We start from the raw sequence: 17,966 nt of genomic DNA, 5'->3' as shown, positions 1-17,966 counted from the left end.
TCAACTCTTACTATTATACAGTCTTTTTAAACTTTGTCAACACCTTTTTTAAACTTTTTTTTATTTTTTTCAATTCTTTTCAAGTACCGTTTTTCAAATTAATAGTAAAAAGAGCCAGAATTATACTGACTCTTCTATTGATTATTAAACTTAGAAGCACGTTCTTCTCCCCACCAATAAGGGATTAGTTCTGCTACTTTCACCGTCTTTCTTGTACCATAGTCCATCATGAATTCTGCATCTTTATTTTCAGCGTTCAACTCCAAGAGGAATTCTCTACAAGCACCGCAAGCCATGGCTGAACTTCCACCATAAGGTGGTTTATCTCGAAAAGCTAATACTTTTTTAACCTTAGTTTGTCCTGAAAATTGGTACATATTGAAGAGAGCCGCCCGCTCTGCACAGAGATGGAAAACACCACAGGTTCCCTCCATACAGAATCCTGTAAATACTTGTCCATCTTCTGCTTCTACTGCAGCTACAACATGATTAGCATAAACAAAGTCTGATACGTCATGTGGATTGTATAGTGTCTGTGCTTCTTCGTACATCTTTTCCCAGATGTCCATTGTTGCATCCTTCTTATTTAGAGATTTCTTTTAGCATATTTTCGATATGCTGAATTGATTTTTCACGTCCAAGCAAGAAAATTGTATCTGGTAATTCTGGTCCATGCATTTCACCTGAAACTGCGATACGAATTGGCATGAAAAGATTTTTCCCTTTAATACCTGTTTCTTTTTGGACTGCTTTAATTTGTGGGAAGATATTTTCTGTCACAAATTCATCGTCTGTCATCGCTTCAAGTTTTGCTTTGAAGGCTTCAAGAACTGTTGGGACTGTTTCCCCCGCCATGACTTCGCACTCTGCTTCTGTCAATTCTGGGAAATCTGAGAAGAAGAGATCTGTCAATGGAATAATTTCATCAACTGATTTCATTTGTGGTTTATAGAGCTCAACTAATTTTTCAGCCTTGTCAGTCAATCGACCTGCTTCTTCTAGGAATGGTTTTGCCATTTCAAAGATAGTTTCTAGGTCTGCATTCTTGATATAATCATTGCTCATCCAGTCTAGTTTTTTCTGGTCAAAGGCTGCTGGAGACTTGCTGAGGCGGTTTTCATCGAAAAGTTTAATGAGTTCCTCACGAGAGAAAATCTCATCTTCTCCACCTGGGTTCCAACCAAGAAGAGCAATAAAGTTAAAAACTGCTTCTGGTAAATAACCTTTTTTACGGTAGTCTTCGATAAACTGAAGAGTATTAGTATCACGTTTAGATAACTTCTTACCAGTTTCAGAATTGATAATCAAGGTCATGTGACCGAACTCTGGAGCTTCCCAACCAAGGGCTTCATAAACCATGAGCTGTTTTGGTGTGTTGGCAATGTGGTCGTCTCCACGGATAACATGGGAGATTTGCATATCATGGTCATCGATGACAACGGCAAAGTTGTAAGTTGGGTAACCGTCTTTCTTTTGGATAACCCAGTCACCACCAATATTGCCACCTTCAAATTCGATATCACCTTTGACCATATCATGCCACTTGTAGATACCTGACTCATTGACAGCCAAACGAACCGTTGGGATGATTCCTGCTGCTTCACGTTCTGAGATGTAAGTCGCTTTTTCCTCTTCACTCATGCCAAGGTATTCATTTACGTAGCGAGGTGTTTCACCAGCTGCTTCTTGGCGTTCGCGTTCAGCCGCTAATTCTTCTTCTGTAACATAAGATTTGTAAGCTTTTCCTTCAGCTAATAGTTGGTCAATGTATTTTTGATACAAGTCCAAACGCTCAGACTGACGGTAGTTTTCATGTGTTTCTGGACTTTCATCCCAATCCATGCCCAACCAACGAAGGTTTTCAAGCTGTGAACGTTCACCATCTTCGACATGACGTTTACGGTCAGTATCTTCGATACGGATAATAAAAGTTCCACCATGATGACGGGCGTAAAGATAGTTGAACAATGCTGTACGAGCATTTCCGATGTGTAGTAGTCCTGTTGGACTTGGTGCGTAACGTACGCGGATATCTTTTGACATAGTTTCTCCTATAAAGTCTCTAGGCGTCTGCCTTTTTGCTCTCTATATTATATCACAAGTCTTGGCTGAGTCCAATTTCTATGGATAAAGAGAGTAAAAAGAGTGGGCAAGCCACTCTTTTCTTCTATTATAGACGTGCGTTAAGTTCTTTGCTCAATTCTTCAAATCCTGGTTTTCCAAGAAGGGCAAACATGTTACGTTTGTAAGCTTCAACACCTGGTTGGTCAAATGGGTTGATAGCATTCAAGTAACCTGAAAGAGCGATAGCCAATTCGAAGAAGTAGATAGTGTAACCAAGAGTGAAAGCGTCTTGCTCTGGAAGAGTCACATACATGTTTGGTACATCACCATCTGTGTGGGCAAGAAGAACACCATCAGTCGCTTTTTTGTTTACAAAGTCAACGTCTTTTCCTTGAAGGTAACCAAGTCCGTCAAGGTCTTCTTCCAAGCTAGGGATAATCACGTTTTTACGAGGTTTGTCAACACGGACAACTGTTTCAAACATGATACGAGTTCCTTCTTGGATAAATTGACCAAGTGAGTGCAAGTCAGTTGAGAAGTTGGCTGAAGTTGGGTAGATACCTTTTTGGTCTTTTCCTTCTGATTCACCAGCCAATTGTTTCCACCATTCTGAGAAGTATTGAAGTGATGGCTCGTAGTTTACCAAGATCTCAGTTGCATAGCCTTTACGGTAAAGGATGTTACGAACTGCTGCGTATTGGTAAGCTTCGTTTTCAGAGATTTTGTCTGAAGTGTAGTCTTTGCGAGCTGCATTCGCACCTTCCATAAGGGCTTTGATGTCAGCTCCTGATGCAGCGATTGGAAGCAAACCAACTGCTGTCAATACTGAGAAGCGTCCACCGATGTCATCTGGAACAACAAATGTTTCCCAGCCGTTAGCATCTGCTTCAACCTTAACAGCACCTTTTTGGCGGTCAGTTGTTGCATAGATACGTTTGTTGGCTTCTTCTTGACCGTATTTCTTAACCAAGAGTTCTTTGAAAACACGGAAAGCGATAGCTGGTTCAGTTGTTGTACCTGATTTAGAAATCACGTTTACTGAGAAGTCTTTGTCTGCAACATACTCTACCAAGTCAGCAAGGTAAGTAGATGAGATTGAGTTTCCAGCGTAAAGGATTTGTGGAGCTTTACGTTCTTCTTTTGTTTGCAAGTTAGCAAAATGGTGGTTCAAGAAGTCGATTGCTGCTTTGGCACCAAGGTAAGATCCACCGATACCGATTACAACCAAGACATCGCTGTCTGATTTGATTTGCTCAGCAGCTTTCAAGATACGGTCAAATTCTTCACGGTCGTAGTTTTCAGGAAGATCCAACCATCCCAAGAAGTCGCTACCAGCACCAGTTCCTTTACGGATCAATTCATCTGCTGCTGTTACTTGTGATTGCATGTATTCCACTTCATGTGGTGCAACAAATTTGTCTAAGACTTTTGAATAATCAAATTTAATATGTGACATGTTATTCCTCCAATATTTCTTCTTTTCTATCATAACGCTTACCTTCGTTTTTTTCAAGTTTTTTATCGAATTTCTCCAATTTTTATCAGAATTCAAACGTTTGCGTAAAATCCCACATTCCAAAAATTTTGAAAAAATAAAAGAAAGAACGACTAGATGTTCCAGTCGTTACAGTTCATTCAATAAATACTCAAATAATTCTAAATTGCCATCTTCTTCATTAACCAGAAACTCTGGATGCCACTGTAAACCGATAATGCGGTGCTCGTCGATAGACTCAATCGCTTCAATAGTTTGGTCTCTTGGATCAATAGCAGTTACACGGAAATTAGGTGCCAAATCTTTAATGCTTTGACGATGGACGGAGTTGACCTGACTTTCTTTCCCAAATAGCTTAGCCACCACGCTTCCTTCTACTGTCTCAATAGAGTGAGATGTTCCGAAAGGTAGCCCTTGCCAGTGACCTTCGATTTCTTGATTGAGGGTTCCACCAAAGGCAACATTGACAAGTTGAACACCGCGACAGATTGCCATAATTGGTTTATTCTGACGAAGCGCTTCTTTCAAGAGGGCCAATTCAAATTCATCACGCACTAGATTGTAATCATCGCTCTCGATGGTCTTTTTCTCTCCATAAAACTGAGGGTGGACATTTTGACCGCCTGTCAAAATGAGTTTGTCAATCATTTCCACATAATCGCGTACAACTGACTCATCACCAACAGGAATGACTAAAGGGAGACCACCGACTTGACGAATGCTCTCTGCGAATCTACAAGATACAGATGAATGAATGTTTTTGCCTTCTGCGTCTACGGGACATAGATTTGCAGCAACTCCTACAACCGTTCTAGCCATGATGTCTCTCCTTTCGAATATTAATACTCTTCGAAAATCTCTTCAAACCACGTCAGCGTCGCCTTACCGTAGGTATGGTTACTGACTTCGTCAGTTCTATCCACAACCTCAAAGCAGTGCTTTGAGCAACCTGCGACTAGTTTCCTAGTTTGCTCTTTGATTTTCATTGAGTATAACGATAGTCCTATCATATCACTCAAAAAGCCTTTCGTCTAATATGTTTTTTTTAAGGCTGTGATAAAAATTTTTTATGGGCAAGAAAAAGCTGCCCACATAGGACAACTTTTTCTTATTCAAAAACAAATTGATTGTGATAGAGTTCTGAGTAGAAGCCACCTAGTTTCAAAAGTTCATGGTGGTTACCGCGTTCAATGACTTCTCCATCTTTAAGGACAATAATCTGGTCTGCATTGAGGATGGTCTTCAAACGGTGGGCAATGACGAAACTGGTTCTGCCTGCTACAACCGCCTCCATGGCATGCTGAATCTTGCTTTCTGTCACCGTATCTACGTTTGAAGTGGCTTCATCGAGAATGAGAACTTCTGGATCTGTCATCAAGGTTCGAGCGATAGAAATCAATTGTTTCTGCCCTGTCGAGAAGATGCTCTGGTCATCATCGATAAGAGTATCGTACTTATCAGGCAAGCTTTCGATGTAGTCGTGGATATGGGTTGCCTTGGCTGCTGCCTCAACCATTTCTTGACTAGCATCTGGCACACCAAAACGGATATTGTCTCGAATCGTTCCGCTAAACAAGACCGAATCCTGCAAGACAATTCCCACCTTGCTTCTGAGACTATCCAAATCATAGTCACGGATGTCTTTGCCATCAAAATAAATACCACCAGCATCAACATCATAAAAGCGATTGATGAGGTTCATAATAGTCGTTTTCCCTGACCCTGTCGGCCCAACAACCGCTGTCATCTGACCTTTCGGAGCGGAAATGCTGACATCTTTCAAAATAGGTTTATCAGGCAAATATGAGAAATCAATGTGGCTGATTTCAACACCTTCTTGCAACTTAGTGAAGATTGGAGCCTTTTCAGGTCGGATTTCTTCCTCTGCGTCAAACATTTCCTGAATCCGTTCAGCACCTGTAAAGGCTAACTGAAGGCTTCCCCAACTAGCTGCAACTTGGATAATAGGCTGGTAGTACTGCTGTGAAAATTGGGCAAACATAACAATCAAACCTAGGGCTGTACTTGTTTCAATAGACTTATCATTCAAAAGTACAGCTGAACCAGCAAAGATGACGATGGCTGTATTAACCAGGCTCATCCCATTCATGACAGGGAAAAGAATTCCTGAGAACATTCTTCCTTTAAAGGTCGCCTTGCGCACGCGCTCATTTTGTTCAAGAAATCCTGCCATCATATCCTCTTGAATTCCTTGCACAATAACAGCTTTTTGACCTGAAATACTCTCGTCCATATAGGCGTTGAGCTTCCCTACCTCTTTCTGCTGGAGGTTGGTGTATTTGCGTGCCATTTTCACGATGAAAATCAGCATGAGGAAGGCTACTGGTGTGCTGGCAATAGTGATGAGGGCCAGGGTTACATTTCTCGAAAACATGACAAGAATCAGACCAATGTATAAAACAATATTACTCATGACCTGAACCAGACTTTCATTAAAGGCTTGGAGGATATTATCCAAATCACTAGTAAAACGAGATAGGATATCGCCATCTTGTCGGCGGTCAAAGAAAGAAACCGTCAACCGAGCAAGCTTACCGAAGAGGCCTTTGCGCATCTCGTTGGTCGACTCTGCAATCACGCGCGTCATGAGACACATGTATATGACACTGGAGATAAAGAGAACCAAAACCAGCAGACCAAGATTGACCATGATTCCTGATAGGCTTTGCCAAACAAGTTCTGGATTGCCATCTTGATAAGCTTGAACTAAATTAGCTAACTGCGTCACTGCTTGTCCAGAAAAGACCGGAAAGAGAGCTTGGGCAAGAGTCGCCAGAACAATCATCAGGATGACGACTACAAATGATAGCTTATAGACTTTAAAATAATGCCAAAAAAATTGAACTGTCTTCATTTCACTCCTCCTTTCCTTTCTGTGTTTCGTAGATTTCACGGTAAACGGCATTGTTGGCAACCAAGTCTGCATGCGTGCCTTGACCAATCAATCGTCCTTGATCCAGTACCAAGATCTTGTCTGCATGGACAACCGAGCTAATCTTTTGCGCGATGATAATGGTTGTTGTTCCCTTCAAGTCCTTATTCAAGGCTTCTTGAACTAGGCGCTCTGACTTAGCATCCAAGGCCGAGGTCGAATCGTCAAAAATCAGAATACGCGGATTGCTGACAATCCCACGCGCAATCGACATCCTTTGTTTTTGCCCACCTGAAAAGTTGGTTCCCCGTTCCTCAACTGGACTCTCAAAGGTTTTCTCCATACGATGAATGAATTCACTAGCCTGGGCAATATTGGCTGCGCGCTCCATTTCAAATAGAGTAGCATCTCCCTTACCCTGTCTCAAGTTATCAGCAATCGTTCCACTAAAGAGAATGGCACGTTGAAGAACGATAGACACTGTTTTACGCAGGGTTCCTTCACTCACTTCGCGAATATCCTTGCCTCCAATTTTGATGGCCCCTTCCTGTGGATCAAAGAGACGTGGAATCAATTGAGCCAAGGTTGACTTCCCTGCACCAGTTGCTCCAACCACACCAACCATTTGACCAGGTTCAATAGTAAAGCTCACATCTTTCAGCATCGGTTCCTTGTCCATTGGATAGGTAAAGGTCACATTTTCAAAGCTAAGACTACCGACCAACTCTTCATCTGGGACATCCTTGAAAGTCATAGCTGGCTCTGCATCCAGAATTTCTCGAATACGACGCATAGAAATCATGGCACGGCTGACAGAATTTCCCAAAAATCCAACCATAACAATGGTAAAGATAATCTGGCTTAGGTAATTGACAAAGGAAGCAATGGAGCCAACAACTGACGGATCCGACTGAACCATCCCTGCAACCAGCCAAATAGAGAGGAAGACCGCCCCGTAACCGACCAACATCATAAAGGGTTCCACTACTGAAAAGGCATAACCGATGTAAAGATTTTGACCGAGAAGCTCGTCTGAAACCTCCGTAAACTTAGCAAACTGCTCTTTTTCTTGGACAAAGGACTTGACCACACGAACACCGCGCAGATTTTCCTTAGCAATGGCATTGATGCGCTCAAGAAGGGTTTGAAACTTGGCAAAACGAGGTCCCATCATCCCCATCATGACAGCAGTCAAACCAAAAATCAAGACTACCATGAGAACAATCACCCACCACAGAGAAGGTAGGGTTTGAACCGCCAAGATAAAGGAACCGATAAACAAGAGGGGAAGTCTGAACAGAATTTGGAAGGTCATCATGACGACGTTCTGAATCTGGTTGATGTCATTTGTCATGCGAACGACTAGATTTCCCGCATTAAATTGTTCAATATTGGCATAAGAAAAGGTTTGGATTTTACGGAAGGCATCCTCTCGAAGATCGGATGAAACTCCTTGGGCAATATAGGCTGCAAGGACAACATTGAGCCCACCAGCAACTAGACCGACCACGGCCACACCAATCAACCAAGCCCCGATACTATAAATAGCTTCATATTTCCCAGCAAGGAGGGCGTCTAACACTTCCTGCAAATAACGCGGTTGCAAAAGTGAACTAGCAACCATCAAGCCTGTCATCAGGAGCGAAGCCAAGGCCTGCCACTTGTAGGTTTTTATTTTCTGAATCAGCATACTTTCTCCTTAAAAAATAGACAAAAGGGAGCGACAATGCGTCAGCTCCTTTTCATTCTGTTTGTGTGATGTTATTCTAGCAAAAAAGTGGGAACTTGTCAAAGAAGTCTCCTTGATATAGCTAGATTAACTAGTGAGTCTTGGCTTTATAGTTTCTGTTTTAACTCGACCAAGACATTCATAGCCTGCATAGGTGTCATATTGTAAACATCTAGTTTAGCTAATTCTGCTAGGATAGGATGCTCTTCAGGTGTATCAAAGAGTGAAATTTGTTCTGTGACAGCACTTGTTTGTCTCATAGGAATAGGATTTTCTGTACCTTGATTCTCTAACTGAGTCAAAATCTTATCCGCCCTTGCTAGGAGATCTGCTGGCAAGCCAGCAATCTTGGCAACATGGATACCGTAGGATTTATCAGCTGGTCCTGGTTCAATCTTGTGAAGGAAGGTGACCTGCCCATCCTGCTCCAAAGTTGCCACGTGGACATTGACCAAGTGTTCCAAGCTAGACTCCAGACTAGTCAACTCATGGTAGTGGGTCGCAAAGAGGGTCTTGGCTCCGATATGCTCATGAATGTATTCGATGATAGACTGAGCAAGAGCCATACCGTCATAAGTTGCAGTTCCACGACCTAACTCATCAAAGAGAATGAGAGAGTTCTTGGTTGCATGCGAAATGGCATTATTGGCCTCCATCATCTCCACCATGAAGGTTGATTGACCTGAAACCAAGTCATCTGCTGCTCCAATGCGGGTAAAAATCGCATCAAAAATAGGTAAATAGGCGCTTTCTGCTGGCACATAAGAACCCAACTGAGCCATAACCGCCATCATGGCTAACTGACGCATGTAGGTTGACTTCCCGCTCATATTGGGCCCTGTAATCAGTTGGATACTGGTATCTTCTGCCATCTGAATCGTATTGGGAATATAGGTCTGAGCCCCCATAACCTTTTCAACGACAGCATGGCGCCCTTTCTGGATATCAATTTGTGAATCGTCACCAAACTCAGGTCGAATCAAATGCTGGGTTTCAGCAACAACTGCCAGACTCTGTAAGACATCAACTGTCGCAATTCCTTGGGCTAGAGCTTGTAAACGTTGGATGTACTTGCTGACCTCTTCACGAATACGCATAAAGATTTCGTATTCTAGATTGGCTGACTTCTCACGCGCCTCCAGCATATCTCCCTCGATACGCGCCAATTCCTCAGTTCCAAAACGTTCCGAGTTTTTCAGCGTCGCCTTACGGAAAAAGTGGGCTGGCACATTCCCCAGCTGTGAATTGGTCACATGGAAATAGTAGCCATCCTTTTTATTGTAGTCAATCTTAAGCGTGCTGATACCAGAGTTTTCTCTCTCCTTAGCCTCAATTTCAGCAATCCAACCAGTCCCTTCTCTGAGAACGCGACGGTACTTGTCTAAGGTCTCATCAAATCCAGTTCGGATAATTCCCCCATCTGTAATCACATGAGGAGCTTCAGGAGCAATCGCTGCGCTAATCAAACTCTCCAACTCAGGGATTCCATCCAGTTGTTCGATGAGATAAGCTAAAGCAGGTTGCTCCATCCCTTCTAAAATCGCACGAATCCGTGGCACACTGGACAAGGTAGTCGCCAGCTGCAAGAGATCCTTGGGATTGGTCTTGCCAAAAGAAACACGACTAGCCAAGCGTTCGATATCATAAACACCCTTGAGACTGTCTGTCAAATCACTGCGCTCAAAAAAGTGATCAAGAAAGACCTGCACCACTTCTTGACGTTGGACGATTCGTTCCTTATCAATCAAGGGGCGATGAATCCAAGAACGCAAGAGACGCATACCCATAGCCGTCTTGGTTTCATCCAAAAGCCAGAAAAGACTGCCTTGCTTCTTGCCTGAACGAGCATTCTCAACCAAATCCAGACTAGCCTTGGTCGCATAATCCATCTGCAAAAAATCTTTGATTTCATAGCGGATAACAGGCTTGAGGTGGTTCAATTCCCTCATCTGAGTCCGATGAACATACTGGAGCAATTTACTAGATGCCGCTTGCTCCACAGCTGCCAATCGTGAATCCAGCAAATGAAGGTCTTCAAAGCCTTCTTTTTCATAGGAAAGTACCAGATTCATCTGACGACTAAGGATTTGTTCATCTTCCTCAGACAAGTCATAGCCCAGCACCACTTCTCGCGCCTTGAGATTACGGATTTCCCCACAAACCAGCGTGAAATCCAAAAGACCTGTCACATAAAAGTCACCCGTCACCAGGTCCATATAAGCTAAGCCAAATTGATTGCCATCTCGATCTATGGCAACCAAGAAGTTGTTCTGACTATCCGGCTTACTGCTATCGACCACTGTCCCTGGCGTAATGACTTGAACAACCTCTCGTTTCACAACCCCAACTGCTTGTTTAGGATCTTCCATCTGTTCTGCGATAGCCACCTTATAACCCTGCTCAATCAAGACATCGATATACTGTTGGGCAGAATGATAGGGAACACCCGCCATAGGAATCGGATTGTCGGCATTCTTGTTGCGACTCGTTAAGGAAATTTCCAGAATCTGCGCAGCATTGACCGCATCCTCATAAAATAATTCATAAAAATCACCCATCCGAAAGAGCAAAAAAGCATCTGGATATTGCTTTTTAATATCCACATACTGTTGCATGCCGGGTGATAGCTTTTCTGTCGCCATTTTCCGTCTCTCCTTGTCAAAAATAAGTCTTGAGAGCAACTCCCAAGACCTTACTTATCTTTCATCAAATCTAGCAAACGATCTTCCATGAGTTTGGCAACGTGCTGGTCTCGACAAATAACCAATAAGGTATTGGCACCAGCAACTGTTCCTAAAATCCATTCATCCTTGTTTGCATCTACAATATTTGCCAAAACAGAGGCTTCTCCCAGTTTGGTATGAAGCACCAAAGTAAACTCTGCTCTTGCAACACCTTCTAAATGATGAGACAAAAATTCCACCAAATCAATCTTTTCTGTCTCATTTGCTAGTACATAATACACCATATCATTTTTCTTGACCTTGGTCAAGCCGATTTCGCGCAAATCACGAGACAAGGTTGTCTGTGTCACAAAAACATTGTGTGCCTCCAACCGATCTTGAATTTCTTTTTGTGTACTTAATTTCTCCTCAGTAATCATTTTTTTTATTAACTGATGACGATCTCTTTTTCTCATAAAATCCTCTTATGTGAATATTTATAACTATTTTTATAACTATATTATACCAAAAAAATAGGAGATTTCAAAAAGTTTTTCTTCTTTCTTTAAAAATGTGATAAAATAGTAGAAAAGTCCAAAAGGAGCTCATAATGAATACAAAAGAATTGATTGCTAGCGAATTGGCTAGCGTCATTGATAGCCTGAACCAAGAGGCTATTTTAAATTTACTGGAAACCCCTAAAAACTCAGAAATGGGAGACATTGCTTTCCCTGCTTTTTCTCTTGCAAAAGTCGAACGTAAAGCACCTCAAATGATTGCGGCTGAACTGGCTGAAAAAATTAACAGCCAAGCCTTTGAGAAGGTTGTCGCAACGGGACCTTACGTTAACTTTTTCCTTGATAAATCTGCCATTTCTGCTCAAGTATTGCAAGCTGTTATCACTGAAAAAGAACACTATGCTGATCAAACTATTGGCAAACAAGAAAATGTTGTTATCGATATGTCTAGTCCCAATATCGCTAAACCATTCTCTATTGGTCACCTGCGCTCAACTGTTATCGGAGATAGCTTGTCACATATCTTCCAAAAAATCGGTTATCAAACAGTCAAGGTCAACCATTTGGGAGACTGGGGTAAACAGTTTGGGATGTTGATTGTTGCCTACAAAAAATGGGGCGACGAAGAAGCTGTAAAAGCTCATCCAATTGATGAACTTCTTAAACTCTATGTCCGCATCAATGCTGAGGCTGAAAATGACCCTAGCTTGGATGAAGAAGCACGCGAATGGTTCCGTAAGCTTGAAAATGGCGACGAGGAAGCTCTCGCTCTTTGGCAATGGTTCCGTGATGAAAGTTTAGTGGAATTTAACCGCCTTTACAATGAATTGCAAGTCGAATTTGACAGCTACAACGGAGAAGCCTTCTACAACGATAAGATGGATGCAGTTGTAGACATTCTTTCTGAAAAAGGCCTTCTTGTTGAATCAGAAGGTGCCCAGGTTGTAAATCTTGAGAAATATGGAATTGAACATCCAGCCCTCATCAAGAAATCTGATGGTGCAACTCTCTACATCACACGTGACTTGGCCGCAGCCCTTTACCGTAAAAATGAATACCAATTTGCCAAATCTATCTACGTCGTTGGTCAAGAGCAATCTGCCCACTTTAAACAGCTCAAAGCTGTCTTGCAAGAGATGGGCTACGACTGGAGTGACAACATTACCCACGTTCCTTTTGGTTTGGTTACAAAAGAAGGGAAGAAACTCTCTACTCGTAAAGGGAATGTCATCTTGCTAGAGCCTACTGTTGCAGAGGCTATTAGCCGTGCCAAGGCCCAAATAGAGGCTAAAAATCCTGAACTTGAAAATAAAGATCAGGTAGCCCATGCTGTTGGAGTTGGAGCCATTAAATTCTATGACCTCAAGACCGACCGTACAAATGGATACGACTTCGACCTAGAGGCTATGGTATCCTTCGAGGGTGAAACTGGACCTTATGTTCAATACGCCTACGCTCGTATCCAATCTATCTTACGTAAAGCAGACTTCAAACCAGAAACAGCCGGCAACTATAGCTTGAATGATGCTGAAAGCTGGGAAATCATCAAACTCATCCAAGACTTCCCACGTATTATCAACCGTGCGGCGGATAACTTTGAACCTTCTATCATTGCTAAATTTGCAATTAGCCTGGCTCAAGCCTTTAACAAATATTATGCACATACACGTATCTTGGATGAAAGCCCAGAACGCGACAGCCGTCTAGCCCTCAGCTACGCAACCGCAGTCGTTCTCAAAGAAGCCCTTCGCTTGCTTGGAGTAGAAGCGCCTGAGAAGATGTAAATCGTTACAAGAGACTGGAACTAAAGTTCCTAGTCTCTTGACGGCAATCGCTATATGGCGAATTGCCTAAACGCTTCACTAATTCACCTAACCAAATAATATCGATTTGGTTAGGCTCATGTCGTAATCTTTTAATCACTTTATTGTAAAGTAGTCTAAGTAACTAACGCCAAATCCTATCAGAGATTTGGCTAGGTGCTTCACTAGTTTTAGGACATAAATATGATCGATTTATGTTCCAGAACGTCGTAACTAGAGATACTTGTCTAAACGCTTTACTAATTCATCTAACCCAATAATATCGATTTGGTTTGGTTCATGTCGTAATCTTCAAGTTACTTGATTGTAAAGCAGTCTAAGTAACTAAGACCAAATCTTATACGTAATTAGTTTTAGAGGTCTATCAAAAATCTTATCAAGTTTTGCTGGCTTGTTCTGCTATTTTAGGTCCACTAATTCGATTTACTCACTACTACTTCTTTATCATACAGGGAGATTTCCTATGAGCCAATATGCTTATATCCTCGTTGTAATTAGCTTGGTATTCCTTTTTCTGCTCAATAAGTACGAAAAAGAACTACTTCAAAGGCTCTACCAAGAACAACTTTTAAAGGATGAAACATTTAGAGCTGACATCAAAGAGAAAATTCAAACAACTGAAAATATCAATGATGTCATTGCTTACATCAATAAAACTTATCATCTGGGAATGTTGCTATCAAAAGACATTACAGATCAATTGAAATAAACCTAGCTATTCTTTAAGGAATATCAAAACCGAGACTGAGAGTTTGTCCCTTCGTCTCGGTTTTTAGTATGTTCAATTGAAACAAGTGTTGAAAACTTGTTGTAGCAATTCTAATATAGGGATGGATAGACTTTCAAAAATATCATTTACAAATATTTTTAAAGAAATTAAACTCCCTATATTTACTATTCTTATAGACTGTTAAATCAACATCCTCTACAACTTCTTTCACATCTATATTGACATCATAGGGCAAAGAAAGAAAATCTAAATTATAAAATTCTGTACTCATCTCTTTTAAAATAAGAAGGTCTAACAAGTATCCCTCCACTCTGATTTCAACTTGAATTGTCTTAGACATGAAATTTTTTAGAATCATAAAGTCCTTTACTTGCTTTCTATTAGGACCGACATACTCAAATCTTTTTCGTTCAAAAATAATTTTCTCCAAATGTTACACCATTTCAATAATATCATTTTCTAAAAATAACTGCAGAAGCAATTCTTCTTTTTAATGCAGGCTTCATTAAAATTTCCCTTGTTTAATTCTCCCAAAAAATTTTGAAATGGTGCAAATAAAAGCTCCTAGTAAAAATTCCTGTAGGAAAAATCCAAAATAAGTTCCTAACTGTAAATTTCTATTGAATGTAAATACGGAAGTTTCAGATTGAATCGTATTTTGTTCTATAAGCGTCATAGGAGTAACTCTGAAAATTCCAAACATCATTAAAGCATAGATTATTCCAAAAATAATTAATAACACCCAGCTGTACTTACTTCTAGAAGAAATACTTCCCGATAACAAAGCTAATAATATTGATGGTATAATTTGTACAAACAGCATAAATTGAAAAAGATTAAAATTATCTAGTGCAAAAAAACATATTGTAAATTCCACAATTAGCAATAGAGAAAATACTCCATCTATTTTTGTAAATTTCATTTTACCTCCTTTAAATTCACATTCATCATTACCTTAGACCTTCAATAACATTTTTATTTGCTGCAACCATTGCAGGCATAATACTAAATACAATTCCAAATACACCCGTTGTGAATAGAGTAATCAAAATATGATCCAGAGTTAATGTCGTAACAAAACCACTCATGTTCATTAAAACAACAAATAATATCGCTACTCCAATACCAGTTATAGCTCCCAGAAGCGATAAAAGAATCCCCTCCATCATATATGATTGATAAATATCAGATTTTTTAGCTCCCAAAGCTCGACGAATGGCTATCTCCTTACTACGTTCGCTAACAGAAGACAACATAGCATTCATAACCCCAAAACCAGCTACAAAAATTGAAATGCTTGATAAAAGTGCAATGAAATTTAATATTGTAGTAGCTTGAGCCTTTGTTTCCTCATATACCCTTCTATTATCTATATATCCATAAGTTCCTTCCTTGCGGAATATTCCATAAGTATCTAAAGCAGATAAAGCCTTATTAATATTCTCCAACTGATTAGTTTCTACTACTAATTCATCAAAATATTCCCTTCCTCCTAAAAGTAACTCTTTGATTTCATTGGTAACCAATAAAGAAGGTAATCTTTCATTAACAGCTGATCCATAATATATTGCCTGAATTAGGTATTCTTTTCCAGATATATTGATAGTCTCTCCTAAAAAAGGTTCAATATTTTCCTTTCGAGTCAATGACATGAGAGCCTTATCGCTAATAGCAACACCTCCATCTAGTTCCTCTAATGCTCTTCCTTTTAATAAATCAGGCACAACTAAACCATTCTTATTCAAATCGCCTAATGTTCTAAAACTAAGATTCTGCTTAGAATCATTAAAATACGTTTCAGCATACAAAGCATAAGAACTGGAAGAAAGTCTTGCAGGTTTTCCAATAGTTTGCTCAACCAATTGTTTATCTTCCTGTGTAAACCCTCTAATATCCAACATATTTTGAGGAGTATAAGTCATTGTTGCTGTGTCTTCTTCTATCTTTAAATCATTCCCTAATGTAGAAGTTGTATAGGAAGAACTTGATAGTATTACTAATAAAACAAATGTTGCCACTGTAATGGCTAAGGATGTCAGAATACTCTGTCTTTTATTCCTCTTTAACAGCTTTAAAGTATCTATTAACAGCTTTTTAAACTTCATGTAATCCTTCTCCCTCAAGTGTTAGATACCCATTTTTCATTCGATACCTTGTTCTACAATGACTGGCAACAAACTCATCGTGAGTTACTACAATAATTGTCGTTCCAGAATGATTCAAATTCTGTAAAATTTGCAATATCTCATTCCTATTTTTCTCATCTAATGCACCTGTAGGTTCATCTGCTATAAGAAATCTAGGTTTATGAGCAAGAGCCCTAATTAAAGCAACTCGTTGCTTCTGTCCGCCTGATAAATGACTTGGGTACTCATTCATCTTATCTATAAGCCCTAAGTCTTGTAATAAACTATCAATGTATTCTATATCTGGCTGTTGGTCAGAATATAGGAATGATAATAAAATATTTTCTTTAACAGTATATTCATCAATAAGATGAAATTGTTGAAAAACAAATCCAATATCACGATTACGGTAACTTGCTTGTTGATTTTCATTTAACTTCTCAATACTTTTTCCGTCTAATATATATTCTCCTTCAAATTCAGAATCAATCAGTCCCAAAATATTGATAAATGTCGATTTGCCCGAACCTGATGGTCCCATTATCGATACAAATTCTCCTTCAGCTACCTTAAAATTTATTTCTCTTAAGACATTATTTTTTAGCGTCCCTTGTCCGTAACTTTTGCTAATATTTTTTAGTTCTAACATAGACCTTCCTATTCTATCTTTATTATTTATAAATCCAAAAAATGGCAACAACTAGCACTAACATATTTTCTCTCCTTATTTTTTCTACAGGATTATTATACTTCTATGTTACACATTCGCCAAGGTCATAAATGTCACTAATTTTAACAACTTATCCACTAATGAGTACTCAATTAGTATAAAAAGAAACTAGATACGAACTCAATCTAAGGGAAAAACATAATAACTCTTTAAATGATAAAACGCATAATATCAAGTTTTTAAACACCTGATATCATGCGTTTTTATGATTTCGAAAACTTTCTCTCGGTCTTTTTAACTAATGACATTTTTGTCACTTTTTTTATTTTCTAATGTTTATTTTTAAAAAAATCCTGGAGGTCATGTTGCCATTGTTTTTCTAGCTGTTCTATCAAATGACTATTGTCAATCATTCTAGCAAATATTTTTGCTTCTTGAAAATAATTTTCAGCTACTGGATAATCTTTTTTTACAAATAATGCATAGCGCCACTCCCATAGTCGAATAATTGGTTTTTTCTGATAGTCGTATGACTTTGAGGTAATTTCATTTAATTTGTAAAGAATATCTTCAAATTGACTGTAATTAGCAATTTTTTCAAATATTCCTAACAACAAAAGTAATGAATCTCTAATTAGAAATGAATATTCAATATCAAACATCTCAACTTGTTGTAAAATTTTATCAGCTATTACTAAGAAGGTATTCACTTCACTCTCATCTATTATTGTATCTTGGTGTACTAATCTTACCAAAAATAGCTTTATGATTAAAATATCGTTAACTTCATATTTTGATTTCAACAAAATGTGATCGAAATACTCTTGTAAAATCATTCCTAAATTGCTATCATCATTCCACCAACCAAAGTCATCATATGCTTGTAAAACATCTATGATAAATCTTTCTTCCTCAGGTAGCCTATCATAATACTCTTCAAAAATCTTATCAAAAACACTCTCTTTCTTTTGGGCGATAGTTTCATCTTCGTATGTAGGAGTCCTCATCAAGAAATACTTCAATTCTAGGTATTCCTTATCCAACTCTATATAACTTGGCATCAACTTGTAATCTTCAACCCCCAAACGTTCAGCGATATATTTTAACTTTGTTAGTGTTGGTCTGGATTCTCCATTTTCAATTCTAATTAATTGACGGATACTTAATTCAGACTCATCACCACAAAATTCTGAACGACTGATTTTTTTAGCCAAACGTAATCTTTTAATTTTTTCGCCAAACTCTCGCAACCTAC

General features: G+C 39.4%; 16 protein-coding genes. 2 read left to right on the top strand and 14 right to left on the bottom strand.

Features of this window, described 5'->3' with window-relative positions:
• Positions 1 to 134 precede the first annotated feature (134 nt).
• The 9 genes from HT679_RS10625 to argR all read right to left on the bottom strand — a co-directional run bounded on the left by HT679_RS10625 (position 135) and on the right by argR (position 11,320).
• Complete coding sequence (locus HT679_RS10625) at positions 135 to 569, bottom strand: cytidine deaminase (RefSeq protein WP_173214527.1); 435 nt, start codon at positions 567 to 569, stop codon at positions 135 to 137.
• Between the two features lie 13 nt (positions 570 to 582).
• Positions 583 to 2,043 (bottom strand): glutamate--tRNA ligase, encoded by a 1,461-nt coding sequence (gene gltX, locus HT679_RS10620; RefSeq protein ID WP_173214525.1) that lies wholly within the window; start codon positions 2,041 to 2,043, stop codon positions 583 to 585.
• A 127-nt stretch (positions 2,044 to 2,170) separates the two neighbouring features.
• Positions 2,171 to 3,520 carry a glucose-6-phosphate isomerase gene (locus tag HT679_RS10615; RefSeq protein WP_000018268.1) on the bottom strand — a complete coding sequence of 450 codons (1,350 nt, stop codon included), beginning with the start codon at positions 3,518 to 3,520 and terminating at the stop codon, positions 2,171 to 2,173.
• Positions 3,521 to 3,688: 168 nt separating this feature from the next.
• A complete protein-coding gene (locus HT679_RS10610; RefSeq protein WP_000124770.1) occupies positions 3,689 to 4,378 on the bottom strand; it encodes a gamma-glutamyl-gamma-aminobutyrate hydrolase family protein in 690 nt (229 codons plus the stop codon).
• A 20-nt stretch (positions 4,379 to 4,398) separates the two neighbouring features.
• On the bottom strand, positions 4,399 to 4,545 hold the full coding sequence (locus HT679_RS11125; RefSeq protein ID WP_191994110.1) for a hypothetical protein: 147 nt from the start codon (positions 4,543 to 4,545) through the stop codon (positions 4,399 to 4,401).
• A gap of 122 nt (positions 4,546 to 4,667) precedes the next feature.
• Positions 4,668 to 6,434 (bottom strand): multidrug efflux ABC transporter subunit PatB, encoded by a 1,767-nt coding sequence (gene patB / locus HT679_RS10600; protein ID WP_173214523.1) that lies wholly within the window; start codon positions 6,432 to 6,434, stop codon positions 4,668 to 4,670.
• 1 nt (position 6,435) lies between these two features.
• A complete protein-coding gene (gene patA / locus HT679_RS10595; RefSeq protein ID WP_173214521.1) occupies positions 6,436 to 8,142 on the bottom strand; it encodes a multidrug efflux ABC transporter subunit PatA in 1,707 nt (568 codons plus the stop codon).
• A 146-nt stretch (positions 8,143 to 8,288) separates the two neighbouring features.
• Positions 8,289 to 10,823 (bottom strand): DNA mismatch repair protein MutS, encoded by a 2,535-nt coding sequence (gene mutS / locus HT679_RS10590; protein ID WP_173214519.1) that lies wholly within the window; start codon positions 10,821 to 10,823, stop codon positions 8,289 to 8,291.
• A gap of 50 nt (positions 10,824 to 10,873) precedes the next feature.
• Positions 10,874 to 11,320, bottom strand: coding sequence for an arginine repressor (gene argR, locus HT679_RS10585; protein ID WP_001231476.1), 447 nt, complete (start codon positions 11,318 to 11,320; stop codon positions 10,874 to 10,876).
• A gap of 134 nt (positions 11,321 to 11,454) precedes the next feature.
• Between argR and argS the strand changes: the two genes are divergently transcribed.
• Together argS and HT679_RS10575 are read left to right on the top strand one after the other, a co-directional pair.
• Positions 11,455 to 13,146, top strand: coding sequence for an arginine--tRNA ligase (gene argS / locus HT679_RS10580; protein ID WP_173214517.1), 1,692 nt, complete (start codon positions 11,455 to 11,457; stop codon positions 13,144 to 13,146).
• A gap of 502 nt (positions 13,147 to 13,648) precedes the next feature.
• Positions 13,649 to 13,894, top strand: coding sequence for a MarR family transcriptional regulator (locus tag HT679_RS10575; RefSeq protein WP_173214515.1), 246 nt, complete (start codon positions 13,649 to 13,651; stop codon positions 13,892 to 13,894).
• A 142-nt stretch (positions 13,895 to 14,036) separates the two neighbouring features.
• Here HT679_RS10575 and HT679_RS10570 read toward each other — a convergent pair whose 3' ends face one another.
• From HT679_RS10570 to HT679_RS10550, 5 genes are all read right to left on the bottom strand, one after another.
• Positions 14,037 to 14,345 (bottom strand): hypothetical protein, encoded by a 309-nt coding sequence (locus tag HT679_RS10570; protein ID WP_173214513.1) that lies wholly within the window; start codon positions 14,343 to 14,345, stop codon positions 14,037 to 14,039.
• Positions 14,346 to 14,420: 75 nt separating this feature from the next.
• A complete protein-coding gene (locus HT679_RS10565) occupies positions 14,421 to 14,837 on the bottom strand; it encodes a hypothetical protein (RefSeq protein WP_173214479.1) in 417 nt (138 codons plus the stop codon).
• Between the two features lie 28 nt (positions 14,838 to 14,865).
• The gene (locus HT679_RS10560) at positions 14,866 to 16,020 is read right to left on the bottom strand and encodes an FtsX-like permease family protein (RefSeq protein WP_173214511.1); all 1,155 of its coding nucleotides are present in this window, start codon (positions 16,018 to 16,020) and stop codon (positions 14,866 to 14,868) included.
• Positions 16,010 to 16,690 carry an ABC transporter ATP-binding protein gene (locus tag HT679_RS10555; RefSeq protein ID WP_173214509.1) on the bottom strand — a complete coding sequence of 227 codons (681 nt, stop codon included), beginning with the start codon at positions 16,688 to 16,690 and terminating at the stop codon, positions 16,010 to 16,012. Before HT679_RS10555 ends, HT679_RS10560 begins: the two co-directional genes overlap by 11 nt.
• 350 nt (positions 16,691 to 17,040) lie before the next feature.
• Complete coding sequence (locus HT679_RS10550; protein WP_173214507.1) at positions 17,041 to 17,961, bottom strand: XRE family transcriptional regulator; 921 nt, start codon at positions 17,959 to 17,961, stop codon at positions 17,041 to 17,043.
• Positions 17,962 to 17,966 lie beyond the last annotated feature (5 nt).

The sequence above is a fragment of the Streptococcus sp. 4886 genome, from assembly GCF_013276485.1.
Lineage (GTDB): Bacteria > Bacillota > Bacilli > Lactobacillales > Streptococcaceae > Streptococcus.
This window is presented reverse-complemented; position numbering and strand designations above follow the sequence as displayed.